This is a genomic window from Bacteroides sp. 43_46 (genome assembly GCF_001915455.1).
GTDB classification, from domain to species: domain Bacteria; phylum Bacteroidota; class Bacteroidia; order Bacteroidales; family Bacteroidaceae; genus Bacteroides; species Bacteroides caccae.
Window position 1 is genome coordinate 186515 of sequence record NZ_MNQN01000017.1, and the last position, 21182, is coordinate 207696.

At 42.0% G+C, this 21182-nt stretch carries 19 protein-coding genes, 1 tRNA gene and 1 pseudogene; 14 read left to right on the plus strand and 7 right to left on the minus strand.

The genetic code is table 11. The features are described from left to right. The first annotated feature begins 53 nt into the window (after positions 1 to 53). Genes BHV72_RS01895 through BHV72_RS01905 form a run of 3 tightly spaced genes read left to right on the plus strand, consistent with a single transcriptional unit; the run spans position 54 to position 2432 of the window. Positions 54 to 845, plus strand: a complete 792-nt coding sequence (locus BHV72_RS01895) for a CPBP family intramembrane glutamic endopeptidase (RefSeq protein WP_055172823.1) — start codon at positions 54 to 56, stop codon at positions 843 to 845. Next, positions 820 to 1437 carry a hypothetical protein gene (locus BHV72_RS01900; protein WP_022041867.1) on the plus strand — a complete coding sequence of 206 codons (618 nt, stop codon included), beginning with the start codon at positions 820 to 822 and terminating at the stop codon, positions 1435 to 1437. The genes BHV72_RS01895 and BHV72_RS01900 overlap by 26 nt, the downstream gene beginning before the upstream one ends. A 32-nt stretch (positions 1438 to 1469) precedes the next feature. Beyond that, entirely contained in the window at positions 1470 to 2432 is a 963-nt protein-coding gene (locus BHV72_RS01905) for a TraB/GumN family protein (RefSeq protein ID WP_286853907.1), read from the plus strand. A gap of 133 nt (positions 2433 to 2565) precedes the next feature. Here the strand turns inward: BHV72_RS01905 and mscL are convergent, their stop codons facing one another. Continuing rightward, positions 2566 to 3009 (minus strand): large-conductance mechanosensitive channel protein MscL, encoded by a 444-nt coding sequence (gene mscL, locus BHV72_RS01910; RefSeq protein WP_005680080.1) that lies wholly within the window; start codon positions 3007 to 3009, stop codon positions 2566 to 2568. Positions 3010 to 3108: 99 nt separating this feature from the next. Here mscL and BHV72_RS01915 point away from each other — a divergent pair. The 7 genes and pseudogenes from BHV72_RS01915 (at position 3109) to BHV72_RS01945 (ending at position 10259) form a co-directional block, all read left to right on the plus strand. After that, positions 3109 to 4018: pseudogene (locus tag BHV72_RS01915) on the plus strand (type I glyceraldehyde-3-phosphate dehydrogenase). Between the two features lie 173 nt (positions 4019 to 4191). Beyond that, positions 4192 to 6252, plus strand: a complete 2061-nt coding sequence (locus BHV72_RS01920; protein WP_286853920.1) for a M3 family metallopeptidase — start codon at positions 4192 to 4194, stop codon at positions 6250 to 6252. 21 nt (positions 6253 to 6273) lie between these two features. After that, positions 6274 to 6786 (plus strand): DUF4847 family protein, encoded by a 513-nt coding sequence (locus BHV72_RS01925; RefSeq protein ID WP_122134339.1) that lies wholly within the window; start codon positions 6274 to 6276, stop codon positions 6784 to 6786. Between the two features lie 9 nt (positions 6787 to 6795). Next, positions 6796 to 7242 (plus strand): dCMP deaminase family protein, encoded by a 447-nt coding sequence (locus BHV72_RS01930; RefSeq protein ID WP_005677371.1) that lies wholly within the window; start codon positions 6796 to 6798, stop codon positions 7240 to 7242. A gap of 30 nt (positions 7243 to 7272) precedes the next feature. Continuing rightward, positions 7273 to 9021 carry a S41 family peptidase gene (locus BHV72_RS01935; RefSeq protein ID WP_005677369.1) on the plus strand — a complete coding sequence of 583 codons (1749 nt, stop codon included), beginning with the start codon at positions 7273 to 7275 and terminating at the stop codon, positions 9019 to 9021. Next, complete coding sequence (locus tag BHV72_RS01940) at positions 8933 to 9523, plus strand: 5-formyltetrahydrofolate cyclo-ligase (RefSeq protein ID WP_085962114.1); 591 nt, start codon at positions 8933 to 8935, stop codon at positions 9521 to 9523. Before BHV72_RS01935 ends, BHV72_RS01940 begins: the two co-directional genes overlap by 89 nt. Then, the gene (locus BHV72_RS01945; RefSeq protein ID WP_286853926.1) at positions 9468 to 10259 is read left to right on the plus strand and encodes a histidinol-phosphatase; all 792 of its coding nucleotides are present in this window, start codon (positions 9468 to 9470) and stop codon (positions 10257 to 10259) included. The genes BHV72_RS01940 and BHV72_RS01945 overlap by 56 nt, the downstream gene beginning before the upstream one ends. Here the strand turns inward: BHV72_RS01945 and BHV72_RS01950 are convergent. Beyond that, on the minus strand, positions 10246 to 10533 hold the full coding sequence (locus tag BHV72_RS01950; protein WP_005680075.1) for a DciA family protein: 288 nt from the start codon (positions 10531 to 10533) through the stop codon (positions 10246 to 10248). The genes BHV72_RS01945 and BHV72_RS01950 overlap by 14 nt on opposite strands. Further along, the gene (gene recF, locus BHV72_RS01955; RefSeq protein WP_005680074.1) at positions 10530 to 11639 is read right to left on the minus strand and encodes a DNA replication/repair protein RecF; all 1110 of its coding nucleotides are present in this window, start codon (positions 11637 to 11639) and stop codon (positions 10530 to 10532) included. The genes BHV72_RS01950 and recF overlap by 4 nt, the downstream gene beginning before the upstream one ends. 161 nt (positions 11640 to 11800) lie before the next feature. Here recF and BHV72_RS01960 point away from each other — a divergent pair, with 161 nt between their 5' ends. The 4 genes from BHV72_RS01960 to BHV72_RS01975 all read left to right on the plus strand — a co-directional run bounded on the left by BHV72_RS01960 (position 11801) and on the right by BHV72_RS01975 (position 14645). Further along, complete coding sequence (locus BHV72_RS01960) at positions 11801 to 12484, plus strand: tetratricopeptide repeat protein (protein ID WP_286853933.1); 684 nt, start codon at positions 11801 to 11803, stop codon at positions 12482 to 12484. Positions 12485 to 12633: 149 nt separating this feature from the next. Continuing rightward, the gene (gene ribH / locus BHV72_RS01965) at positions 12634 to 13128 is read left to right on the plus strand and encodes a 6,7-dimethyl-8-ribityllumazine synthase (RefSeq protein ID WP_005677363.1); all 495 of its coding nucleotides are present in this window, start codon (positions 12634 to 12636) and stop codon (positions 13126 to 13128) included. Positions 13129 to 13182: 54 nt separating this feature from the next. After that, positions 13183 to 13265 (plus strand) — tRNA-Tyr (locus BHV72_RS01970). A 126-nt stretch (positions 13266 to 13391) separates the two neighbouring features. Further along, entirely contained in the window at positions 13392 to 14645 is a 1254-nt protein-coding gene (locus BHV72_RS01975) for a Gfo/Idh/MocA family protein (RefSeq protein WP_286853936.1), read from the plus strand. On the opposite strand, the gene BHV72_RS01980 is transcribed toward BHV72_RS01975, so the two are convergent. From BHV72_RS01980 to BHV72_RS01995, 4 genes are all read right to left on the minus strand, one after another. Further along, positions 14617 to 15177 (minus strand): RNA polymerase sigma factor, encoded by a 561-nt coding sequence (locus BHV72_RS01980; RefSeq protein WP_032837987.1) that lies wholly within the window; start codon positions 15175 to 15177, stop codon positions 14617 to 14619. The two genes, BHV72_RS01975 and BHV72_RS01980, sit on opposite strands and share 29 nt — an antisense overlap. Positions 15178 to 15342: 165 nt before the next feature. Then, the gene (locus BHV72_RS01985) at positions 15343 to 18213 is read right to left on the minus strand and encodes a M60 family metallopeptidase (protein WP_229093475.1); all 2871 of its coding nucleotides are present in this window, start codon (positions 18211 to 18213) and stop codon (positions 15343 to 15345) included. Positions 18214 to 18376: 163 nt separating this feature from the next. Further along, entirely contained in the window at positions 18377 to 19246 is an 870-nt protein-coding gene (locus BHV72_RS01990; protein ID WP_229093476.1) for a discoidin domain-containing protein, read from the minus strand. A 21-nt stretch (positions 19247 to 19267) separates the two neighbouring features. Further along, complete coding sequence (locus BHV72_RS01995; protein WP_286853943.1) at positions 19268 to 21172, minus strand: RagB/SusD family nutrient uptake outer membrane protein; 1905 nt, start codon at positions 21170 to 21172, stop codon at positions 19268 to 19270. Positions 21173 to 21182 lie beyond the last annotated feature (10 nt).

Consider the following 21182-nt stretch of genomic DNA (forward strand, 5'->3'; position numbering starts at 1 on the left):
TACTTTGCAACACTGTTTTTAGTCTTCTATATAATTACATTAAATTAAAAACTATGGAAATACTCACTTTTCCCAATTGCCGTCAATCTATTTGGCTAGCTGTCTTCTTTATTCTGTGGACTGTAATCGTTCAAGTTATCTGCATCATATCAGGCGTACCTAGCTATCTATGTGCGACTATACTATATGTAAGCACAGTAACAATACTGGCAATAGCTTTCCGAACCAAAGCAATGGACCGCTCCATACTCCGTTTTGACAAACCAAATATAAAGGTACTATTACTTGCAGCAGGAGGAACTCTCTGCCTTCCGTGGGTACATGCACTGATTTATTCAATCGTACCATTCCCGGAGTTTCTCAAAAAGATATTCACAGAAATTGGAACAAAAGACTCAAACGAGGCTTACATTTATCCTTTTATCAGCGCAATACTCATGCCTTTTATAATAGAAGTCATTTTTAGAGGAATCATTCTAAGAGGACTACTGACAGAATATGGCATCCGAAAATCAATTATAATAGCCGCAATAATTTATTCTGTAGTGTGGGGGTGCATGACCTTATTACCTGTACTAGGATTAATATACGGACTATGGTTCGGCTGGTTGTATGTATATAGCCGGAGCCTATGGACTTGCCTGATAACACATATTCTTTTACAAGTCTCAAGCGTGGCATATGTCATGACTAATTATTATCATCCCCTTCCCCAACAGGTAAACTCAGCAATGACAGGAGATCTATGGATAGTCAATCTGGCAGCCACTATTGTATTTATTCTTTTTACATATTTCTTATACCAAACTTTTAGACATCATGATAACCGAGATTACGCAATCTAATCCTTCGCAATCATTGATTGAACACGACATCTTGCTGCAGCAACTACAACTGCAACAACTCATTATTCTGGGATTGGTACTATTAGTTATCCTCTTAATTCCGGTAGCTATTATTATGTTCAAGAGGCAAAAACAAGCAAGTACATACTGGAGATCACTTTTCCAGGAAATAGAACAAGTCAATCAGGATGTTACTTTCCGCAATCAGACACAAGAAGCCATTATCGCTTCCCTACGCGAGCGGATGCAAACATTGGAAAATCAAAAACCTGCTGAACCTTCATACGATGAATACACCGAAATCCTAGGATTCTATCGAAAAATAAACCAGCCATTGATAAGTTTTCTGGAATCAATCCAGTTGTCGTCTTACGAGATTTTTATCTGTATCCTGATATTCGAGAAAGTATCTCTAAAAGAGATTGCCAACCTACTAGGTAAAAATTACGATGCCGTAAAAAAACGCAGACAGCGTATCCAGAATAAAATAAAACTAAGCGGAACATGTAAAAATGCAGAACAATGCATTCATTGTCCGTTACTAAACATTCCACAAATTTGTCCCACCCCCAAAGGCGGAGACGTACTATAATAAGATTTATAAATATTATAATCATAATAGCTATGCAAAAATTCAATCAACTATTCCTGGCATTTCTTACCATTGCAATCTTTATCACCTGTACTTCCACTGCGAAACAGCGACCGGAAGGCGGTTGGTTATGGAAAATTTCAGGCAACGGTCTTTCGCATCCCTCTTATCTGTTCGGAACATATCATGGTACATACGACATACTATATCAATATACCGACAGTATTCCCGAACTCCACCAAGCCTTTAACGCTTGTAGCCAATTCACCGGAGAAAGCGAAACAACGTCCAAACCAACCCCTGCTCAGGTCGGAGCCGCTATAAAACTACCTAAAGACACAACCTATGCCGACTTATTAAATAAAGAAGATTTTCATTTTCTCGATTCCATAGTACGTCAAAGTTTAAAATCTCCTTTAAATAAGGTGTATATAAAGCCTAATTTCTTAGCCCTTATTTTAGGAGAGATAGAAAAAGGTAAGAAATTGGTAGACACAGGATACTCCCAAAGTCGGATTGATAGTATGAAATCTCAAGTTATGGACATAGCTTTAGAAAAAAAAGCAAAAGAGAAAGGCCTCACAATTGTCGGCTTGGAGGGCATATTCGACGCCTTTGTATCAGAAAAAAGTAATCTAAAGAAAGAAGCTGACGAATTAATATCAGATCTACGGGAAGATGACGAAATTTCACCTTTATCTTTCGTCAATACCCTTTCAGATGTGTATCGTACTCAAAACATGAAAAGCCTGATAGATTTTGAAGTGAAAGTAGATTCGATCTTCCGAACCTCACCGAAATTAACAGAAATAGGGAAACGAATACGGGAGGATTTGTTAAAGCGCAGAAATCTGAATTGGATGAACAAGATACCCGAACTGATGAAAGCCCAGCCCACCTTCATCGCCGTAGGCGTCCGCCACCTTCCGGGCAAAGACGGATTAATCGCGCTTTTACTTGAAAAAGGATATCAGGTAGAACCGATCGGACTATAAATCAAATTTGCCACATCCGGGTTTCCTCATCAGACAAATACTGATAGCTGAAACTACCCGAATGTGGCAAGACAACTAGTTAGAAGTATAACCGGCCCAATAAAGAAATAATGTTTATAGGACCCAGCCGTTATTAATTCTTCTCTTTCAGTAAATCACGAATCTCCGTCAACAACACTTCTTCTTTGGTAGGTGCAGGAGGAGCGGGAGGCGCTGCCGGAGCTTCCTCATTTTTCTTTGTAGTCAATTTCGTAATCAGACGTATAAATAAGAATATGGAGAAGGCTATAATCAGAAAGTCAAAAGTCGCTTGCAGAAACTGCCCGTAATCCAAAGAAACGGCAGGAGCAATCTCTTTACCATCAGCTCCGATTTCAGCCGCTTTCATTACCCATTTCAAATCCGTAAAGTTCACACCACCAACCAGTAAACCAATCGGAGGCATAATTACATTAGCAACCAATGATGATACGATTTTTCCAAACGCACCACCAATAACTACACCGACAGCCATGTCTATGACGTTTCCTTTCATGGCAAACGCCTTAAAGTCCTGTAAAAATGTGTTCTTTCCCATCTTTTTTCAATATTTAATGTGAATTTAATATGCGAATATAAAAACATTTTCGTAATTTTGCACCGCAAATATTATAAAACCCTTAAAAGTTTAAACAAAATGATTAAAGTAGGTATTAATGGATTCGGACGTATCGGACGTTTCGTTTTCCGCGCTGCAATGAAAAGAAACGATATTCAAATCGTAGGTATCAACGACCTTTGCCCGGTTGACTACTTGGCTTATATGTTGAAGTATGACACTATGCACGGTCAATTCGACGGTACTATCGAAGCAGATGTTGAAAACAGCAAATTGATCGTTAACGGTCAATCTATCCGTATCACTGCTGAAAGAAACCCGGCTGACTTGAAATGGGATGCTGTAGGTGCTGAATACGTTGTTGAATCTACAGGTTTGTTCTTGAGCAAAGACAAAGCTCAGGCTCATATCGAAGCTGGTGCAAAATATGTTGTAATGTCAGCTCCTTCTAAAGATGATACTCCGATGTTCGTTTGTGGTGTAAACGAAAAAACATATGTCAAAGGTACTCAGTTTGTATCTAACGCTTCTTGTACAACTAACTGTCTGGCTCCTATCGCTAAAGTATTGAATGACAAGTTCGGTATCCTTGACGGTTTGATGACTACTGTTCACTCTACAACTGCTACTCAGAAAACAGTTGACGGTCCTTCTATGAAAGACTGGAGAGGTGGTCGTGCTGCTTCCGGCGGACGTATCTGTAGTTGACTTGACAGTTAACTTGGCTAAACCGGCTACTTACGCTGAAATCTGCGCTGCAATGAAAGAAGCTTCTGAAGGCGAATTGAAAGGTATCCTGGGTTACACTGAAGATGCAGTTGTTTCTTCTGACTTCTTGGGTGACACTCGTACTTCTATCTTCGATGCAAAAGCTGGTATTGCTTTGACTGATACATTCGTTAAAGTTGTATCTTGGTATGACAACGAAATCGGCTACTCTAACAAAGTTCTTGACTTGATCGCTCACATGGCATCAGTTAACGCTTAATTAGAAGCCTGAATAATATAGAAAACCGCTGCGGGAAACCGTAGCGGTTTTTTTATACATTTCATTTTATATATTGTTAAAAAGCAAGCTGTTATCCGTTGAATAAGCTACAATTTTAGTAGTTTTGTAGTTCTATGGAGAGATTATTAATAACATTGATACTTGTTTGCACTATGAACAATATAACAAATGCCCAAAATCCTTTCTTCGGGCAATACCAGACACCGCACGCAACCGTGCCCTTTGACCGGATTAAAACAGAGCATTACGAGCCTGCGATCCTCGAAGGTATCAAGCAACAGAATGCGGAAATAGATGCTATCATACTAAATCCGGAAAAAGCGAACTTCAATAATACAATCGAAGCATTCGAAGAATCGGGTGAATTACTGGATAGAGTGGTTTCAGTCTTCGGCAATATGCTTAGTGCCGAAACGAACGACGACCTGCAAGAACTGGCTCAAAAGATTATGCCGTTGCTTAGTGAGCACAGCAATAATATCACGCTGAATGAAAAGCTATTCGCCCGCGTGAAAGAAGTGTACGATCAAAAAGAGACTTTACAACTGACACAGGAACAAAGTCAGTTGCTTGAAAACGCATACAACAGCTTTGTACGACACGGTGCCAATCTGGAAGGGGAAGCGAGAGAAGAATACCGCAAGCTGACCACCGAATTGAGTAAGTTGACACTTGACTTCAGCGAAAACAACCTGAAAGAGACTAACAGCTATCAAATGCTGCTGACAAAAAAAGAAAGCCTTGCCGGACTACCGGAGATTATCGTAGAAGCTGCTGCCGAAACAGCCAAAAGCGAAGGGAAAAAAGGCTGGGCCTTCACCCTGCACGCCCCAAGTTATGTTCCCTTTATGACTTATGCTGACAACCGCGATTTACGTCATAGACTATATATGGCTTACAATACCAAGTGTACCCACGATAACGAATTCAACAATATCGATATCGTAAAGAAGATAGCCAATACACGCATGAAGATAGCTCAACTGCTAGGATACAAGGACTATGCGGAATATACATTAAAGAGGAGAATGGCTGAAAGCAGCAGAGCTGTATACAAACTTCTCAATCAGTTATTGGAAGCTTACACTCCCACAGCCGAAGCGGAATATAAGGATGTACAGGAACTAGCACGTCTGGAACAAGGAAATGACTTCATTTTAATGCCATGGGACTGGAGCTATTACTCAAACAAACTGAAAGATAAGAAATTCAATATTAACGAAGAAATGCTTCGCCCCTACTTTGAGCTCGAACAAGTAAAAAAAGGGGTGTTCGGATTGGCAGAGAAACTATACGGAATTACTTTCCGGAAGAATACAGAAATTCCGGTTTATCACAAAGAAGTAGAGGCCTACGAAGTGTTTGATAAGGATGGGCAGTTTTTAGCTATCTTATATACGGACTTCCATCCCCGTCTTGGGAAACGTGCCGGTGCCTGGATGACAAGTTACAAAGAACAATGGATAGATAAAAAGACCGGTGAAAACAGCCGTCCACATATATCCGTCGTCATGAATTTCACCAAGCCGACCGAGAACAAGCCGGCTTTGTTGACTTTCAATGAAGTAGAGACATTCTTGCATGAATTCGGTCACAGCCTGCATGGTATGTTTGCCAACTCTACATATAAGAGTTTAAGCGGGACTAATGTATATTGGGACTTTGTGGAACTTCCTTCACAGATTATGGAAAACTTCGCCATAGAGAAAGATTTTCTCAACACCTTTGCCCGTCATTATCAGACCGGAGAAGTACTGCCGGATGAATTAATTCAACGTCTTGTGGATGCTTCAAACTTCAATGTAGCCTACGCCTGCCTCCGCCAAATCAGTTTCGGCTTACTTGATATGGCGTGGTACACACGTAACGTACCTTTCGAAGGAGACGTGAAGGTCTACGAACAAGAGGCATGGAAAAAGGCACAAATATTGCCGGTAGTGAAAGAAACCTGTATGAGTACACAGTTTTCTCATATCTTTGCAGGCGGATATTCAGCCGGATATTATAGTTATAAATGGGCAGAGGTACTGGATGCAGACGCTTTCTCGCTTTTCAAACAAAAAGGGATATTCAATCAGGACGTCGCCGAATCATTCCGCAATAATATTTTGTCGAAAGGAGGGACAGAACATCCAATGGTACTTTACAAACGCTTCCGTGGACAAGAACCGACCATTGACGCTTTATTAATCAGAAACGGGATAAAAAATTAATAATAAGTATTAAAGAGATTGATGATGAGAAATATAAGTAAAATACTTGGGCTGTTGCTATTGCTCCCTCTATTCACCGGATGTAATGATTCGGATGATGTGGCTGCTATCTTTACCGGGAAAACTTGGAAACTAAATTACATCACTGTGGATGGCGGACATGATATGTTTCCTTTTTGGGAAAATGAAGCTCAAAAAACAAAGATTTATGAAGAACTTAACAAGAATGGTACATACAACGTCATATTTGAGGGTACGGTTGAAGGCGATATCATAAAAGGAAATATAAAGGGAACAGTAATTACTACCACCGGCAACTTTGAAGGTACATGGAGTGCCAATGGTAAGAATAATAAATTCGAAGCAACTGTAGAAGGAAACAATGGTGGAGATGCACTCGCCAAGAACTTTCTTGAAGGCCTGAACAACGCAACATCTTACGAAGGAGATGAGAACAACTTATACCTTTTATATAAACCTCAATCTAACACTCAGACATTCCGTATGGTTTTCCGTGTAGTTAGTGGTAATTAGTTAAGAAACATGGACACTGAAAAGAAACAATCAGAACTTGACAAACGTTACATACGTATGGCGAGCATATGGGCAGAGAACTCCTATTGCCAACGTCGTAAAGTAGGCGCCTTAATCGTTAAGGACAAGATGATTATTTCCGATGGATACAACGGAACCCCTTCCGGTTTCGAAAATGTATGCGAAGATGAGAATAATCTGACAAAACCGTATGTATTGCACGCAGAAGCAAATGCCATTACCAAAATAGCCCGTTCAAACAACAGCAGCGACGGTGCTACCATGTATGTCACAGCTTCCCCTTGCATTGAATGTGCAAAATTAATCATACAGGCGGGAATCAAACGAGTCGTTTACTCCGAACATTACCGCCTCGAAGATGGAATAGAACTACTAAAACGGGCTGGAGTTGAAGTCATCTATACAGAACTGGATGAAACCGCTCCAAATAAATAATAAGACGAACTTTTAAAAAAAGGAATAGACATGAGTACAAAAAACTCTTCACGTTTTACACCTGTCATCATAGCTATCAGCGTGGTAATCGGGATTCTTATCGGCACATTTTATGCCAAGCATTTTGCCGGCAATCGTTTGGGTATCATCAACGGTTCCTCTAACAAGCTGAATGCATTGCTGCGAATCGTAGACGACCAATACGTAGACACCGTAAACATGACCGATCTTGTGGAAAAAGCCATGCCTCAGATTCTGGCCGAACTAGATCCGCATTCAACATATATCCCCGCCCAGAACCTCGAAGAAGTAAATTCGGAGTTGGAAGGCAGTTTTAGCGGAATCGGTATCCAGTTTACGATACAGAACGATACAATACACGTCAATGCCGTCATTCAGGGCGGTCCTTCCGAGAAAGTAGGACTAATGGCAGGTGACCGCATCGTCACCGTAGACGACAGCTTGTTTGTCGGTAAAAAAGTAACCAACGAACGGGCTATGCGCACACTAAAGGGACCGAAAGGTTCTCAAGTGAAGTTAGGAGTGAAACGCATGGGAGAAAAAGACTTATTAAGTTTTACAATCACACGCGGAGACATTCCTCAAAACACTGTCGACGCTGCTTATATGTTAAATGACGAAATCGGTTATGTCAAAGTAAGTAAGTTCGGACGTACCAGCCATGTGGAACTTCTCAATGCTTTAGCGCAACTGAACCACAAGAAATGTAAAGGCCTGATTATCGACCTTCGCGGCAATACAGGCGGATACATGGAAGCAGCTATCCGCATGGTTAACGAATTCCTGCCGGAAGGAAAACTGATTGTATATACTCAGGGACGCAAATATCCTCGCGCAGAAGAATTTGCCAACGGTACAGGAAGCTGTCAAAAGATGCCGCTTGTCGTATTGATCGATGAAGGTTCGGCTTCTGCCAGCGAAATCTTTACCGGAGCTATTCAGGACAACGACCGTGGTACGGTAGTAGGACGCCGTTCCTTCGGTAAGGGTCTCGTGCAACAGCCTATCGACTTCAGCGACGGTTCAGCTATCCGCCTGACTATCGCCCGTTATTATACCCCCGCAGGACGTTGTATCCAACGCCCCTACGAAAGCGGAAAAGACCGTAATTACGAACTGGATTTATTCAACCGTTACGAACACGGTGAATTCTTCTCACGCGACAGTATCAAGCAAAATGAAAACGAACTTTATTACACCAGCCTCGGACGTCCTGTGTATGGTGGCGGTGGCATTATGCCGGATATATTCGTGCCGCAGGATACCACAGGTGTCACCTCATATCTTTCTACGGCTATCAATCGTGGATTAACCATTCAGTTCACATTCCAATACACCGACAACAACCGGAAAAAACTCAGCCAGTATGAAACGGAAGAAGAACTACTAAATTATCTCCGCCACCAGGGTCTGGTAGAACAGTTTGTCCGCTTTGCTGAAAGTAAGGGATTGAAAAGAAGAAATATCCTCATCCAAAAGTCCTACAAGTTATTGGAGAAAAATATCTATGGCAACATCATCTACAATATGTTGGGGCTGGAAGCCTACCTCCAATATTTTAACAAGACAGACGCTACTGTCAATAAGGGTATCGAGATACTCGAGAAAGGAGAAGCATTCCCGAAAGCTCCGGTAGCAGTGGAAGAAGAAGATACTAAGGACAAAAAGAATGAAAAGAAAAAAAGAACTGCGCAAGCATATCGCATCGTTGAAGACCCAACTCTGTACTTCGACTATGCGGAAGCTTCAATCAGCTAAAATACTTGCCGCCCTCGAAGCCCACCCGGCTTTCAGGGCGGCAAATACCATATTGCTCTACCACTCTCTCGGAGACGAAGTGGATACACATACATTTATCAAAAAATGGAGCAGTGAAAAACGAATATTGCTTCCGGTTGTCGTAGGCGATGATCTGGAACTGCGTATATACACCGGCCCGGACGACATGACAACCGGTAGCTACGGAATAGAAGAACCGACCGGAGAGGTGTTTACCGACTATGCAGCCATAGACTTTATCGCCGTCCCGGGAGTAGCTTTCGACCGGAAAGGTAATCGTCTCGGACGCGGAAAAGGCTATTATGACCGCCTTTTGCCACGTATCCCCTCAGCCTGCAAAGCTGGTATCTGCTTTCCTTTTCAATTAGTAGAAGAAGTCCCGGCAGAATCATTCGATATCCGCATGGACATAATTATAACGACAAATGAGAACGAATTATCACACCCATACCACCCGCTGCCTTCATGCGACAGGGAGTGACGAAGAATTTGTTTTAAGCGCCATTAAAGGCGGCTATCAGGAACTGGGGTTTTCAGACCATACTCCCTGGAAATATCATACTAACTACATTTCAGATATCCGCATGACTCCAGAGGAACTGCCGGATTACGTAGAAAGCCTCCGCTCGTTACAAGAAAAGTATAAAGACCGGATCAACCTGAAAATAGGATTGGAATGCGAATACTTTCCCGACTACCTTCATTGGCTGAAAGAAGTCATTCGAGAATTTAAACTGGATTACATCATCTTCGGAAACCATCACTTCCATACAGACGAGAAGTTTCCTTATTTCGGTAGAAATACCAAAACGGTAGATATGCTCGAACTCTATGAGGAGAGTGCCATTGAAGGAATGGAAAGCGGACTGTTTGCCTACTTTGCTCATCCGGACTTATTTATGCGTTCTTATCCGGAATTCGACCGTCACTGCAAATTAATCAGCAGACATATTTGCCGGACTGCCGCACGGTTAAACCTCCCATTGGAATACAACATCGGCTACGAAGATTATAACGACGCGCACAAGATTACGACCATTCCCCATCCGGATTTTTGGAAGATAGCAGCAGCCGAAGGATGTACCGCTATCATCGGAGTAGACGCCCACAATAATCAATATCTGGAAACCCCGTTTTATTACGACCGTGCAAACGAAAGACTCCGGGCACTGGGAATAAAGGTAATAGACAGAATCCCCTTCCTCAGCGAAAAATGATATTAGTTATTACAGTAGCACCGACTTTCTGGTTCAAGGCACGCACCAACTTCTCACGCCCCATCATCAACTCCTGACGAAGAGCGGCAGAAGTAAGATGCACATATAAGGTCTGGTTACGAATATAAAGATTGCTGGTATAATTGGCAGCCGGCCCCAATATCTGCGGCCATGCATCCAGTAATCTTTGTTCGTTCAATGGAGATTCCAGACTCTCCTGTCGAAGAAACTGCTGTATTAATTTACCTATTGGTTCCGCATCATTACGTTTCATTGTTCTGCCTCCATTTCACGGACAACTCCCTGTTCCACACAGAAAATCTTGTAATCACTGCCCACCTTATGCAAGATGCGGTCCAGATGCTCTCGGTTCGTATCCGTAATAAATATTTGTCCGAAACTGTCTCCCGCCACCAGTTTGACAATCTGTTCCACGCGCGAGGCATCCAATTTATCAAAGATATCGTCTAACAACAATAAAGGAACCGTTCTACCCGTACGTTTCAGAAAATCGAACTGTGCCAACTTTAACGCAACCAGATATGTTTTATTCTGCCCCTGCGAACCCTCCTTTTTAATAGGAAACTCACCCAGCAACATATTCAGTTCATCCTTATGAATACCGCGCAAAGAAAATCCCATAATCTTATCCCGCTCCCGGCTCTGCTTCAGCACATCCAGCAAAGAAGTATCCCTCGCATGAGATTCATAAGACAATCCCACCGACTCCTTATCCTGAGAAATAAAGGAATAGAACGACTGGAAAATAGGAATGAACTCTTTGATAAACGCTTCCCGTTTCCGGAACACCACTTCCCCAGCCTGCGCCATCATCTCCTCCCAAACCAAAAACAACTCCTCCTCGACCGGAAACTCACTTTTCAACAACGTATTACGTTGTGCCAACGCTTTATTATATCGTATCAGCGCATCCAGATATTCTTTATCATACTGAGAAATCACCACATCCATAAAACGGCGGCGTTCCTCACTCCCCCCTGCAATCAGTTCGGAATCGGCGGGCGAAACCATGACCAAAGGCAAGAAACCGATATGGTCCGAAAAACGACCGTACTCTTTCTTATTTCGCTTGAACTGCTTTTTCGAACGGCGCTTCATCCCGCAATAAATCTCCTCGGGAGTTCCGTCCTCTGCTTCATAAAAGCCCTGAATGACAAAGAAGTCCTGTTCGTGACGAATATTCTGAGAATCAATCGGATTGCCGGAACTTTTGCAGAAAGACAAGAAATACACCGCATCCAACAGGTTCGTTTTCCCCATACCGTTTTGGCCGAAAAAACAATTCAGTTTGGCGGAAAAATCAATCTCCACCTCTTCCAGATTCTTATAATTTAATATGGATATCCGTTTCAGTATCATTGTGTACACCTTAATTTGTTCACAAAAGTAGCAAGATTTTCGTGGTTTTCGGGTGTAAAACAAAAAAAGATGCCTCTAAATTTCGTTTGTAGATATAAAAAAACTACTTTTGCGAGTCGAAATATCAAATAGCGAATAATAACAAAAAGAATCATATAAAAATGGCAGAACAAAAGAATCAGAACGAACATCTGAACGTAGAAGATGCACTGACACAATCGGAAGCATTTCTTATCAAGTACAAAAACGCAATCATCGGCGGTGTTGTTGCTGTGATTATCATTGTAGCAGGTTTTATCATGTACAAGAACCTCTATGCTGAACCTCGTGAAGAAAAAGCGCAAGCGGCTCTTTTCAAAGGACAGGAATACTTTGAACAGGATGCTTACGAACAAGCACTGAACGGTGACAGCATCGGTTTTGTCGGTTTCCTGAAAGTAGCAGACGATTTCAGCGGAACTAAAGCCGCTAACTTGGCCAAAGCTTATGCAGGTATTTGCTACGCACAACTTGGCGAATATGAAGAAGCTGTTAAAATGCTGGATAGCTTTAACGGAAAAGATCAAATGGTTGCTCCGGCAATTTTGGGTGCTGCAGGAAACTGCTACGCACAACTCGGTCAATTGGACAAAGCAGCCTCTACATTGATGTCTGCTGCTGACAAAGCCGACAACAATACACTGAGTCCGATCTTCCTGATGCAAGCCGGAGAGATTCTGGTGAAACAAGGCAAGTATGATGACGCTGTTGACGCTTACACTAAGATTAAGGATAAATACTTCCAATCTTACCAAGCCATGGACATCGACAAATACATCGAACAGGCTAAGTTGATGAAGAAATAATAGATCTTATATATATAAGAGATTGAGACACGGATTACACCGGATTGCGGATTATTTCAGAACCGTGAAATCCATGTAATCCGTGCCTTTTTTCTTGACCTCTCCGGATTCTTGATTTTCAATTTTTAATTCTCAATTTATAATTTACTATGGCAACAGCTTACCATAATCTATCCGAATACGATTTCAATTCAGTTCCAAACGCCGAAGGCATGAAATTCGGAATCGTTGTATCCGAATGGAACTTCAACATTACGGGTGCTTTACTGAAAGGCGCAGTTGATACATTAAAAAAACATGGAGCAAAAGATGAAAATATTCTGGTAAAAACCGTACCGGGAAGTTTCGAACTAACTTTCGGCGCCAACCAAATGATGGAAAATTGCGATGTTGATGCAATTATTGCAATTGGTTGCGTAATTAAAGGAGATACTCCACATTTTGATTATGTTTGCATGGGAGCCACTCAAGGAATTACCGAATTAAACGCAACTGGCGATATACCAGTTATTTACGGATTAATTACTACAAATACAATGGAGCAAGCAGAGGATCGCGCCGGTGGCAAACTAGGTAACAAAGGAGACGAATGTGCAATTACTGCAATAAAAATGATTGATTTTGTTTGGAGTTTAAATAAATAGTTGTATCTTTGCACCGCAATTGAGAAAAGAAACAAACCTCCTCAAAAGCAAAAAGGGCAAATACCAGAGTGGCCAAATGGGGCAGACTGTAAATCTGCTGTCTTTCGACTTCGGTGGTTCGAATCCATCTTTGCCCACAAAAATTGCGAGAGCATTAGCCTTCCAAGCTGAGGGTCGCGGGTTTGAGCCCCGTCTTCCGCTCTCTAAAGAGAATCTGAGAAATTAGATTCTCTTTTTTTCTATTACTTTAGACCTTTAAGATTATGAAAGATTCTCCGACACAATCACACGTGCTTCAACTATCGCACCCTCCTATTCCTGTTGTCCGTATCGGAATCATAGGATTGGGCAATCGCGGATTGCTCACCCTGCAACGTTATCTGCAAATTGAAGGAATAGAAATCAACGCTCTTTGTGAAATCAGAGAAGGAAACCTGGCCAAAGCCCAACAACTACTAAAGGAAAACAATCGTCCCGGAGCCACCGGATACACCGGACCGGAAGGCTGGAAAAATATGTGCGAGCATGATGAACTGGATATTGTTTTTATCTGCACCGACTGGCTAATGCATACAGCTATGGCAACCTTTGCCATGGAATGCAACAAACACGTAGCCATTGAGGTCCCGGCAGCCATGAGCGTGGAAGAATGCTGGCAACTGGTTGATACCGCCGAAAAGACAAGACGACACTGTATCATGCTGGAAAACTGTTGCTACGATCCATTTGCACTAACAACTCTCAATATGGCCCGCCAAGGAATACTCGGAACTATCATGCACGTGGAGGGAGCTTATATACACGACCTGCGTTCCATGTATTTTGCCGAAGAAAGCGAAGGAGGTTACCACAACCACTGGGGGAAAAGATATAGCATCGAACATACGGGTAATCCCTATCCCACTCACGGTCTGGGACCTGCCTGCCAGATACTTGACATTCACCGGGGCGATAAAATGGAATACCTCGTTTCAATGTCCACCCACCAAGCAGGCATGAGCGAATACGCCCGGAAAAAGTTCGGCAAAGACTCACCGGAAGCCAGACAGGAATATAAATTGGGAGATGTCAACACGACCCTGATCCATACCGCGAAGGGAAAAACAATCATGCTGCAATATGATGTATGCACGCCCCGGCCTTACAGCCGCCTGCAAACCGTATGCGGTACTCTTGGTTTTGCACAAAAATACCCCGTGCCTTGCATCGCACTGGAGCCCAACGGAGACACTCCTCTTGAAGGAAAAGCACTGGAAGAAGTATTATCCCGCTATAAACATCCTTTCAGCGCCACTATCGGCGAAGAAGCACATCGCAGAGGTTTGCCAAACGAAATGAACTACGTGATGGATTACCGACTGATATACTGTCTACGCAACGGTCTTCCTCTTGACATGGATGTATACGATGCCGCCGAATGGTCCTGCATCACAGAATTAAGCGAGAAGTCGGTATTGAATGGAAGCATACCGGTAGAGATACCGGATTTCACTCGGGGAGCATGGAAAACAAGATGAATAAAAGAAGATTCTTTTTCAAGAATTTCAAGGTAAGGTGAATATGCCGTTCTACGGCTTTTTCACCGATACCGCATCGAGCGGCAATCTCCCGATAAGTCATGTTCTCCTCCCTGCTCATCAAGAATATCTCACGTTGCCTTTTAGGTAACACGGCAATTAACCGGTCGATATATTCTTTTAAATCCTCAGCCACCATTTGGTCTTCCTGATTATACGGTTCTTCGTTCTCTATGGAACGTAGTATCGTCATTTTGAACATATCTTCGCGCATCCTGCTGCGGGCTTTATTAAAAATGATATTCCGGGTAATAACAAACAAAAAGCCCTCCACCTTCTTGTTGTTATCCAATAAGTGGCGTGCTTCCCAGAATTTCACAAAAACATCCTGCACGATTTCAGCAACAGTATCAGAAGAAGTTACATAAAGTTTGGTAAAATTGTAGACCTTCTGACAATAATAATCATACAATGCAGCAAAGGCTATATTATTGCCATTTTTCATTTGTTCTATCAACTCTTCTTCCTTCATATTGTATAAAATCTTGTGATAGACAAAAGTAATATTTTTACCGCGAATTACATCTATAAAATACATGAAAAATGCCATAGATTAACACAGTCTGTCATAGTTATCAGATATAACTGATAACTATAACAGTTTTGTACTAATCTATGGCAATATTCAGAACAGCAGTTAATTTCCTACCGGAATCTCCGTGCGTTTCCCTGCTGCCGATACAGCATAAAGTTTATAGCTACTATCCCAGTTGCCGGAAAGAGTGAACATATCGGTAGTAGAAGAGGTTGTTTCACCACTAGAAACAAAGACAAGTTTACCAGTCTGATCCTTCACCTCATAAGCCACTACATTCTGCCAATTCTTGATTGTAATGGTATTACCGCTTCGTGTTGCATTTGTTCCGGATATTACTTCAGGCTTGTTCTTATACAATTCCCATGTATTGTCCGAAATATATTCCAAAGCAATATTCTGCAATTTGTCATATCCCAGATTCTCTACTTTCTTTTTCAGTTCATCAACCATTTCTTCGGTAACTTTCAAAGTTTTCGTATCATAATCTTCAATCGACCTGTCCACAGGTGTCAGGAATCCCCATTTCTCGAAGAAATCAAGTAAATTCACCTGCGCCGCCACACAACAATTATAAACGAAATCCATTTGAATCTGTCCCTCACTCATGCCACCATAATCTTTTGTACGAGCATACTCGAAAACATCCGGATAGAAACCGCCACGGTCCGACTGCTGAAGAGGAGTCCGCCCAAGCACTTTACCGAAGTAAAGCTCCAGTTGCCAGAAAGGAACCAACTTGCAAAACACATCATCCGAATCATCGAGATTTTTAAAATCAGCATGAGAAGCTTTCGGAACAATAATACCATTCCATGCCTTTGAATATCTGTTACGGTAAACCGCTCCCATATCCTCGGTTTGTATCCGGGAGGGTTGCCCGAAAATTGTAGTCTGCACATACTCGGACATGATATTATTGGTCACCTCCGTCAGTCCTATCCACTTAACGCCCGGGCGGGTCTGGTTGCAATGCCCGATTTCGTGAGCAGGTCCCCAGCAACCGGTGGTTTTCAAGACATTAGGATCACACACATCCCCCATGGTTGACTGATTGTAAGCCGTATGATATGCAGTAGCGTACATAAAAGAGTGATACATGACATTCAGATATATCCTGTTCTTGAACATCTTGTCATATTTCTCCAATCCGAGAAGTTGCATTTCACTGTGAGCAATCTTATCATAAAGATCAATCAATTCATTACCGTTTGTGGAAACATATTTCCTAAAATCGTTAGTTTCAAATGTCAAGTGTGCATACTTGCCTACCACATCAAAATATTTGTCCGTAGCTTTCCCCAACAATTCGCTCCAACGTCCCTGATGTTCTTCTTTCTGCGAATCAAAATAGCCATTCACTGTACCCGAAGCAAAATGAATCTTAACAGGCTGCGCTGTTTCCGCATCCTCCAATGTTTTGGTATGATACATCACATATACGAGCCCTTTCCCTGTCATCGTCAGTTTATTAATACCGCGATATAACGGATACGTAACTCCTCCGAAACCGTCACCTCCCGGTACGTCCAGGTTTTGTACTTTCATTCCGATGTTCTGTCCATGTGTGTCGCCCACCATTACAACCAGCGTCTCCCCTTCTTTCACCGAGATACCTGTCGGATTGTCAAGAAGGCTGTACGGGTTTGTTTTGTGGGTTTCCGACTGAATATCCGGATTCGGGAACGCCTTATAGTCCTCCACACGGAAGTTTCTGTCATACTTATCCTTGAACATATAATAAGCCAGATTCTTAAAGAAAGGATACTTGCAGTTCTCAATATCCGCTTCCATGATTCCCGCTTTCAAGTTACTACACGTTTCATCTTCAAAAAGAGTAGAATAATCAAATGCATTCAGATTCTTGGCATAGAACTCCATTTCGGCACAAGAAGCAAACCCTTGCCCGTCTCCTGCTCCGCTTTTCACGACAAAACGGAAAGACTTAGCCCGGACCGTATTATCAAAGGTTACTCTGGTAGCAGTTGCCGAACCCTCAAAATCCTTATCCAGCAACTTCGTAAATACACTCCCGTCTTCCGAATACTGTATTTCCACTTCTTTAAAATGACCGTTATATCCTGTGGAACGGGGATAATAAATCAGATAATCCACATCAGACGCTTCCGCAAAATTATAGGTCAGCGTAATAGGGAAATAATTCGCTCCGCCATTCGACCAGCTCGAATGATACAACGTTGTATAGTCACCGTCAAAAGACTTTTCAATAGCATCTTCTCCCTGATGAGAAGTATCGTGCCCACTCACCACTTTCACTTTGATGTCACCTTCGATGTCTTCTCCCGCACCTCCATTATATTCATTCAGGCCATGTTGTGAAACCAAGACCGAAGCAGAAACCGGGGAGTTTTCTTCCGAAGCACCTTCCGGTAAAACCTCAGTAAAGACTATGGCTCCCTCTCTCTTTTCATCCAACGTACTACTTTTCACTATATAAGTGTGGGTAGACGTCACCATTTCCGGCGCGCGGGATTTTGCCTTTTCAGTAATCCAATCAGGAAACCCGGCACTCACTTCCACATTGGTCGTGACATTAAAAGTAATCTCTTTACCAATGACTTCCACTTCAAACACGTTCGTATCAATCAGGATAGCAGCTTCATAGCCCAGTTGCCGAACTTTAACCGTCTTCTTCTGCCCTTCCGCCGTTATCGTAATGGTAGCTTCACGTACCAATCTTTCTTCACTTTCGTCTACGGAAACTTTCAAGATCTTTCCTGCCACAGAAAGCGTACACCAGTTTTTATCCGCTTTAGCCTCCCAAGTCGGAGCATTCGTTGAAACCGTTATATTTTGCGTTCCGGCTTCACTTTTGAAATCCACCACTTCCTTATTAACGGACAAATCGACCACTTCCAGTACTTCATCATCACTGGCACAAGAAAAAGCGACAGCCCCCTGTACAAGTACGAAGAAGATAATCAAGTATTTTTTTATATGACAATTTACCATTTATCAGATATATTATTATGTAACATCTATTATTCAAAACATCCAAATAAAAAAGGCGGAAATCTAATATTATTCTTAAAAAGAAATATTCATATTTCCGCCTTAGTTGTCAAAAAGACAAAATTTCCCCAATTATTTCAATGTCTGCATTCTACGCTCCTTACTAATCAGCTTCAGGATCGACAACGCTTGCATCAACCTCAAACAGTTTAAATTCCGCCATACTAAAAAAGACAGAACCTGTATTCGTATGATTCACCGAATAACGTATATAACGATAAGGTTTTGAATTATTTCCCATGACAGGCGATGTGTAGGGCGATGTACTCATCAACATGCCATTCTTAGCCTTTGTAAGATTCTCAATTAGTTCGAAGTTGACTCCGTCATTACTACCCATAATATCCACATCATCAGGAATATTATTGCCGTTACGCGCTACCGACTCATACTTGAAATAAGTAATCTCTTTCTTCGTATCTATCTGGAACCAGTGGGGAGCCGGAGGAACAGTCCCACTCCAGCTCGTATGGAAGTAAGAAGCGGTATTTCCGTCAATAAGGTTTGCGATAGGACCTTCCGATTTTTCCTGAGCATTCGTCGACAACTGGTCCACCGTCAACGCTATTTGTTTGGACTCACCAAAGACCACTTGTACCGGAGCCGGTTCCGAAACAGCCTTGATTGTCTGAACATTTCCCGCATCACCGGTTTCGCTATAAGACTGGACTTTAAATTCATATTCTCCAAACTTTTTACGTGTATCCGGAATCAACACACTATCCGCATAAACACTGGCCAATCTTACCACATCCTGTTCCAGCAAATAATCATAATAAGATACTTTTATGTATCTGATCGTATTATCATCAGGTGTTGCCCAACGAAGCACAATGTAACCGGGCTTGTTTTGAGTGTCAGCACTCAAGTCGATCACATCAGAAGGGATAATAGGCTTTGTATCTTCGTCACTACAACTAGCGAATCCTATCAAAAGTAGAGTGACAGCCAATAGAAATATGTTTTTCTTCATAATAGTCATGCTAAAATTTAATTAATAATTAGGATTCTGTACCATATTAGGATTCTTGCTCACTTCTGCTGCCGGAATAGGTAACAAATACTGCCGCGGAGTATCAAAATTGCGTACATCAGGAAGAGTTTTCACAGTGGCAAACCCATTAATATCAGTAGCATCAATATTCATACCCTTCACCGGTACATTAAAGTATTTATCTCCCAGTTTCCAACGACGAATGTCCCAGAAGTTCTGCTGTTCCAGATAAAGTTCGATCATTCTTTCCTGTCTCACAATCTCTGTCAGTTTACCGTTCAGGCCACCATTTCCCTCATAACTGACAATCGGATTTTTTGCATTCTTCCAAGAATCCTTGACAGAAAGAAGTCCGGCACGTTCACGTATTCTATCCAGTTTTACCATACCTTTTTCAAGATACCCATCTTTATTATAAGCGATACATGCCTCCGCATAACTCAAATACAATTCCGCCAGACGAATAACCGGCCATGGGTAATCTTTAGAAGGTTCTTTTTGCGACTTGGAAGCAGCTACTCCCGGATGAACACCTTTTTTATTCAGGTATCCGGTTTTTGAGTAGTTATTGTTTCTACCTTGCTTACCACAATTACCTTGTTCTGTAAAATCTGTCAACCATTTCTTTCCTTCTGTCCGCTCGGCTTTCGCTACATAAGCGTTCTCTTTAGATTCTGTCTGGCATTCATAATAGCCATTCTGAAATGCAATCCATGCATAAAAACGAGGTTCACGGTCAACATTCAGTTTTATAGTTTGTCCTTCCCCATAAGTAGCACCATCGGGGAACGGAACTACCGAGAACCGATTTTGATAATCAAACTCAGGATCTTCGTCAATCGGGAGTCCGTTTTTCGTATAAAAACGTTCCACCATAGTCAAAGTCGGTGCAACTCCATTCCACGAACCGTCACTTAAATAAGGCAAGGATTTAGGCTGCAAACCATACGCACCTGCTTTACGGGTCTCTGCAAACAATACTTCTTTGGAATTGTCTTTATCCATAAATGTAAAACGCAACGTACGCTGTGTTAGATCTTGAGGTTCGGGATAACCGCTCAAGTCCCCTTCTCTCATCTCATATAAACTATATCCGTTGGACTCAGCCAGATTAATAGCCTCAAGTGCGGCATCAGCCGCCTTTTTCCACTTATTTTCATCATAAGAAAGAGGCATCAACGAACTACCATCCGTATTAACGAAGTCACTATAGTATTCTGTATTACCATTAAACAAAGGAGAAGCTGCATAAAGCAATAATCTGGCTTTAAGAGCTTTTGCAGCCACACTGGTTGCAAGTCCATATTCCGAACCGGTCCGGGTTGCAGGCAACCTTCCGGCAGCATCATCAAACATATCACAAGTCCACTGTACACACTCATCATAAGAGGTACGTCCCAATAAATTATCTTTGGGAGTATCCAAAACCGGCAATTCTTTCACCAAAACGACAGGACCATAGCATTTAATCAACAACATGTGAAAATAAGCAATCAGGAAATCAGCCTGAGCCACATAGCTGTCTATGGTTGCCTGGTCGATGCGGGGGACAGACGTAATATTCTTCTTTAACAGATAACACTGGCGAATACCCAGAAACAAATCGTTCCAGTAACTGATGATTAAGTTTCCCGAGGTATACACACCTTCAGCAAACTTTACGTAAGACTCTTGAGCAAAAGGGCTTATTATTTCATCTCCACTGAAGTCCAGACAGGTCTGTACCATATTAATCTGCGGTATATATCCATAACATGAATACAGGAATCTTTCTGCTGCTTTAGGACTGGAGAAGGCATCCTTATCGCTTGCTTTCTCCGCCGGTACCACATCCAAGAAATCACAGGAAACCATTGTAAATCCTGCAAACAATGCTAAAAACAGATATTTTATTATTTTTTTCATACTATGTAAA

Bases quoted from the DNA above. Each gene is read 5' to 3' on its own strand.
- BHV72_RS01895 (WP_055172823.1), top strand. From the start codon at position 54: ATGGAAATACTCACTTTTCCCAATTGCCGTCAATCTATTTGGCTAGCT.
- BHV72_RS01900 (WP_022041867.1), top strand. From the start codon at position 820: ATGATAACCGAGATTACGCAATCTAATCCTTCGCAATCATTGATTGAA.
- BHV72_RS01905 (WP_286853907.1), top strand. From the start codon at position 1,470: ATGCAAAAATTCAATCAACTATTCCTGGCATTTCTTACCATTGCAATC.
- mscL (WP_005680080.1), bottom strand. From the start codon at position 3,009: ATGGGAAAGAACACATTTTTACAGGACTTTAAGGCGTTTGCCATGAAA.
- BHV72_RS01920 (WP_286853920.1), top strand. From the start codon at position 4,192: ATGAACAATATAACAAATGCCCAAAATCCTTTCTTCGGGCAATACCAG.
- BHV72_RS01925 (WP_122134339.1), top strand. From the start codon at position 6,274: ATGATGAGAAATATAAGTAAAATACTTGGGCTGTTGCTATTGCTCCCT.
- BHV72_RS01930 (WP_005677371.1), top strand. From the start codon at position 6,796: ATGGACACTGAAAAGAAACAATCAGAACTTGACAAACGTTACATACGT.
- BHV72_RS01935 (WP_005677369.1), top strand. From the start codon at position 7,273: ATGAGTACAAAAAACTCTTCACGTTTTACACCTGTCATCATAGCTATC.
- BHV72_RS01940 (WP_085962114.1), top strand. From the start codon at position 8,933: ATGAAAAGAAAAAAAGAACTGCGCAAGCATATCGCATCGTTGAAGACC.
- BHV72_RS01945 (WP_286853926.1), top strand. From the start codon at position 9,468: ATGAGAACGAATTATCACACCCATACCACCCGCTGCCTTCATGCGACA.
- BHV72_RS01950 (WP_005680075.1), bottom strand. From the start codon at position 10,533: ATGAAACGTAATGATGCGGAACCAATAGGTAAATTAATACAGCAGTTT.
- recF (WP_005680074.1), bottom strand. From the start codon at position 11,639: ATGATACTGAAACGGATATCCATATTAAATTATAAGAATCTGGAAGAG.
- BHV72_RS01960 (WP_286853933.1), top strand. From the start codon at position 11,801: ATGGCAGAACAAAAGAATCAGAACGAACATCTGAACGTAGAAGATGCA.
- ribH (WP_005677363.1), top strand. From the start codon at position 12,634: ATGGCAACAGCTTACCATAATCTATCCGAATACGATTTCAATTCAGTT.
- BHV72_RS01975 (WP_286853936.1), top strand. From the start codon at position 13,392: ATGAAAGATTCTCCGACACAATCACACGTGCTTCAACTATCGCACCCT.
- BHV72_RS01980 (WP_032837987.1), bottom strand. From the start codon at position 15,177: ATGAAGGAAGAAGAGTTGATAGAACAAATGAAAAATGGCAATAATATA.
- BHV72_RS01985 (WP_229093475.1), bottom strand. From the start codon at position 18,213: ATGGTAAATTGTCATATAAAAAAATACTTGATTATCTTCTTCGTACTT.
- BHV72_RS01990 (WP_229093476.1), bottom strand. From the start codon at position 19,246: ATGAAGAAAAACATATTTCTATTGGCTGTCACTCTACTTTTGATAGGA.
- BHV72_RS01995 (WP_286853943.1), bottom strand. From the start codon at position 21,172: ATGAAAAAAATAATAAAATATCTGTTTTTAGCATTGTTTGCAGGATTT.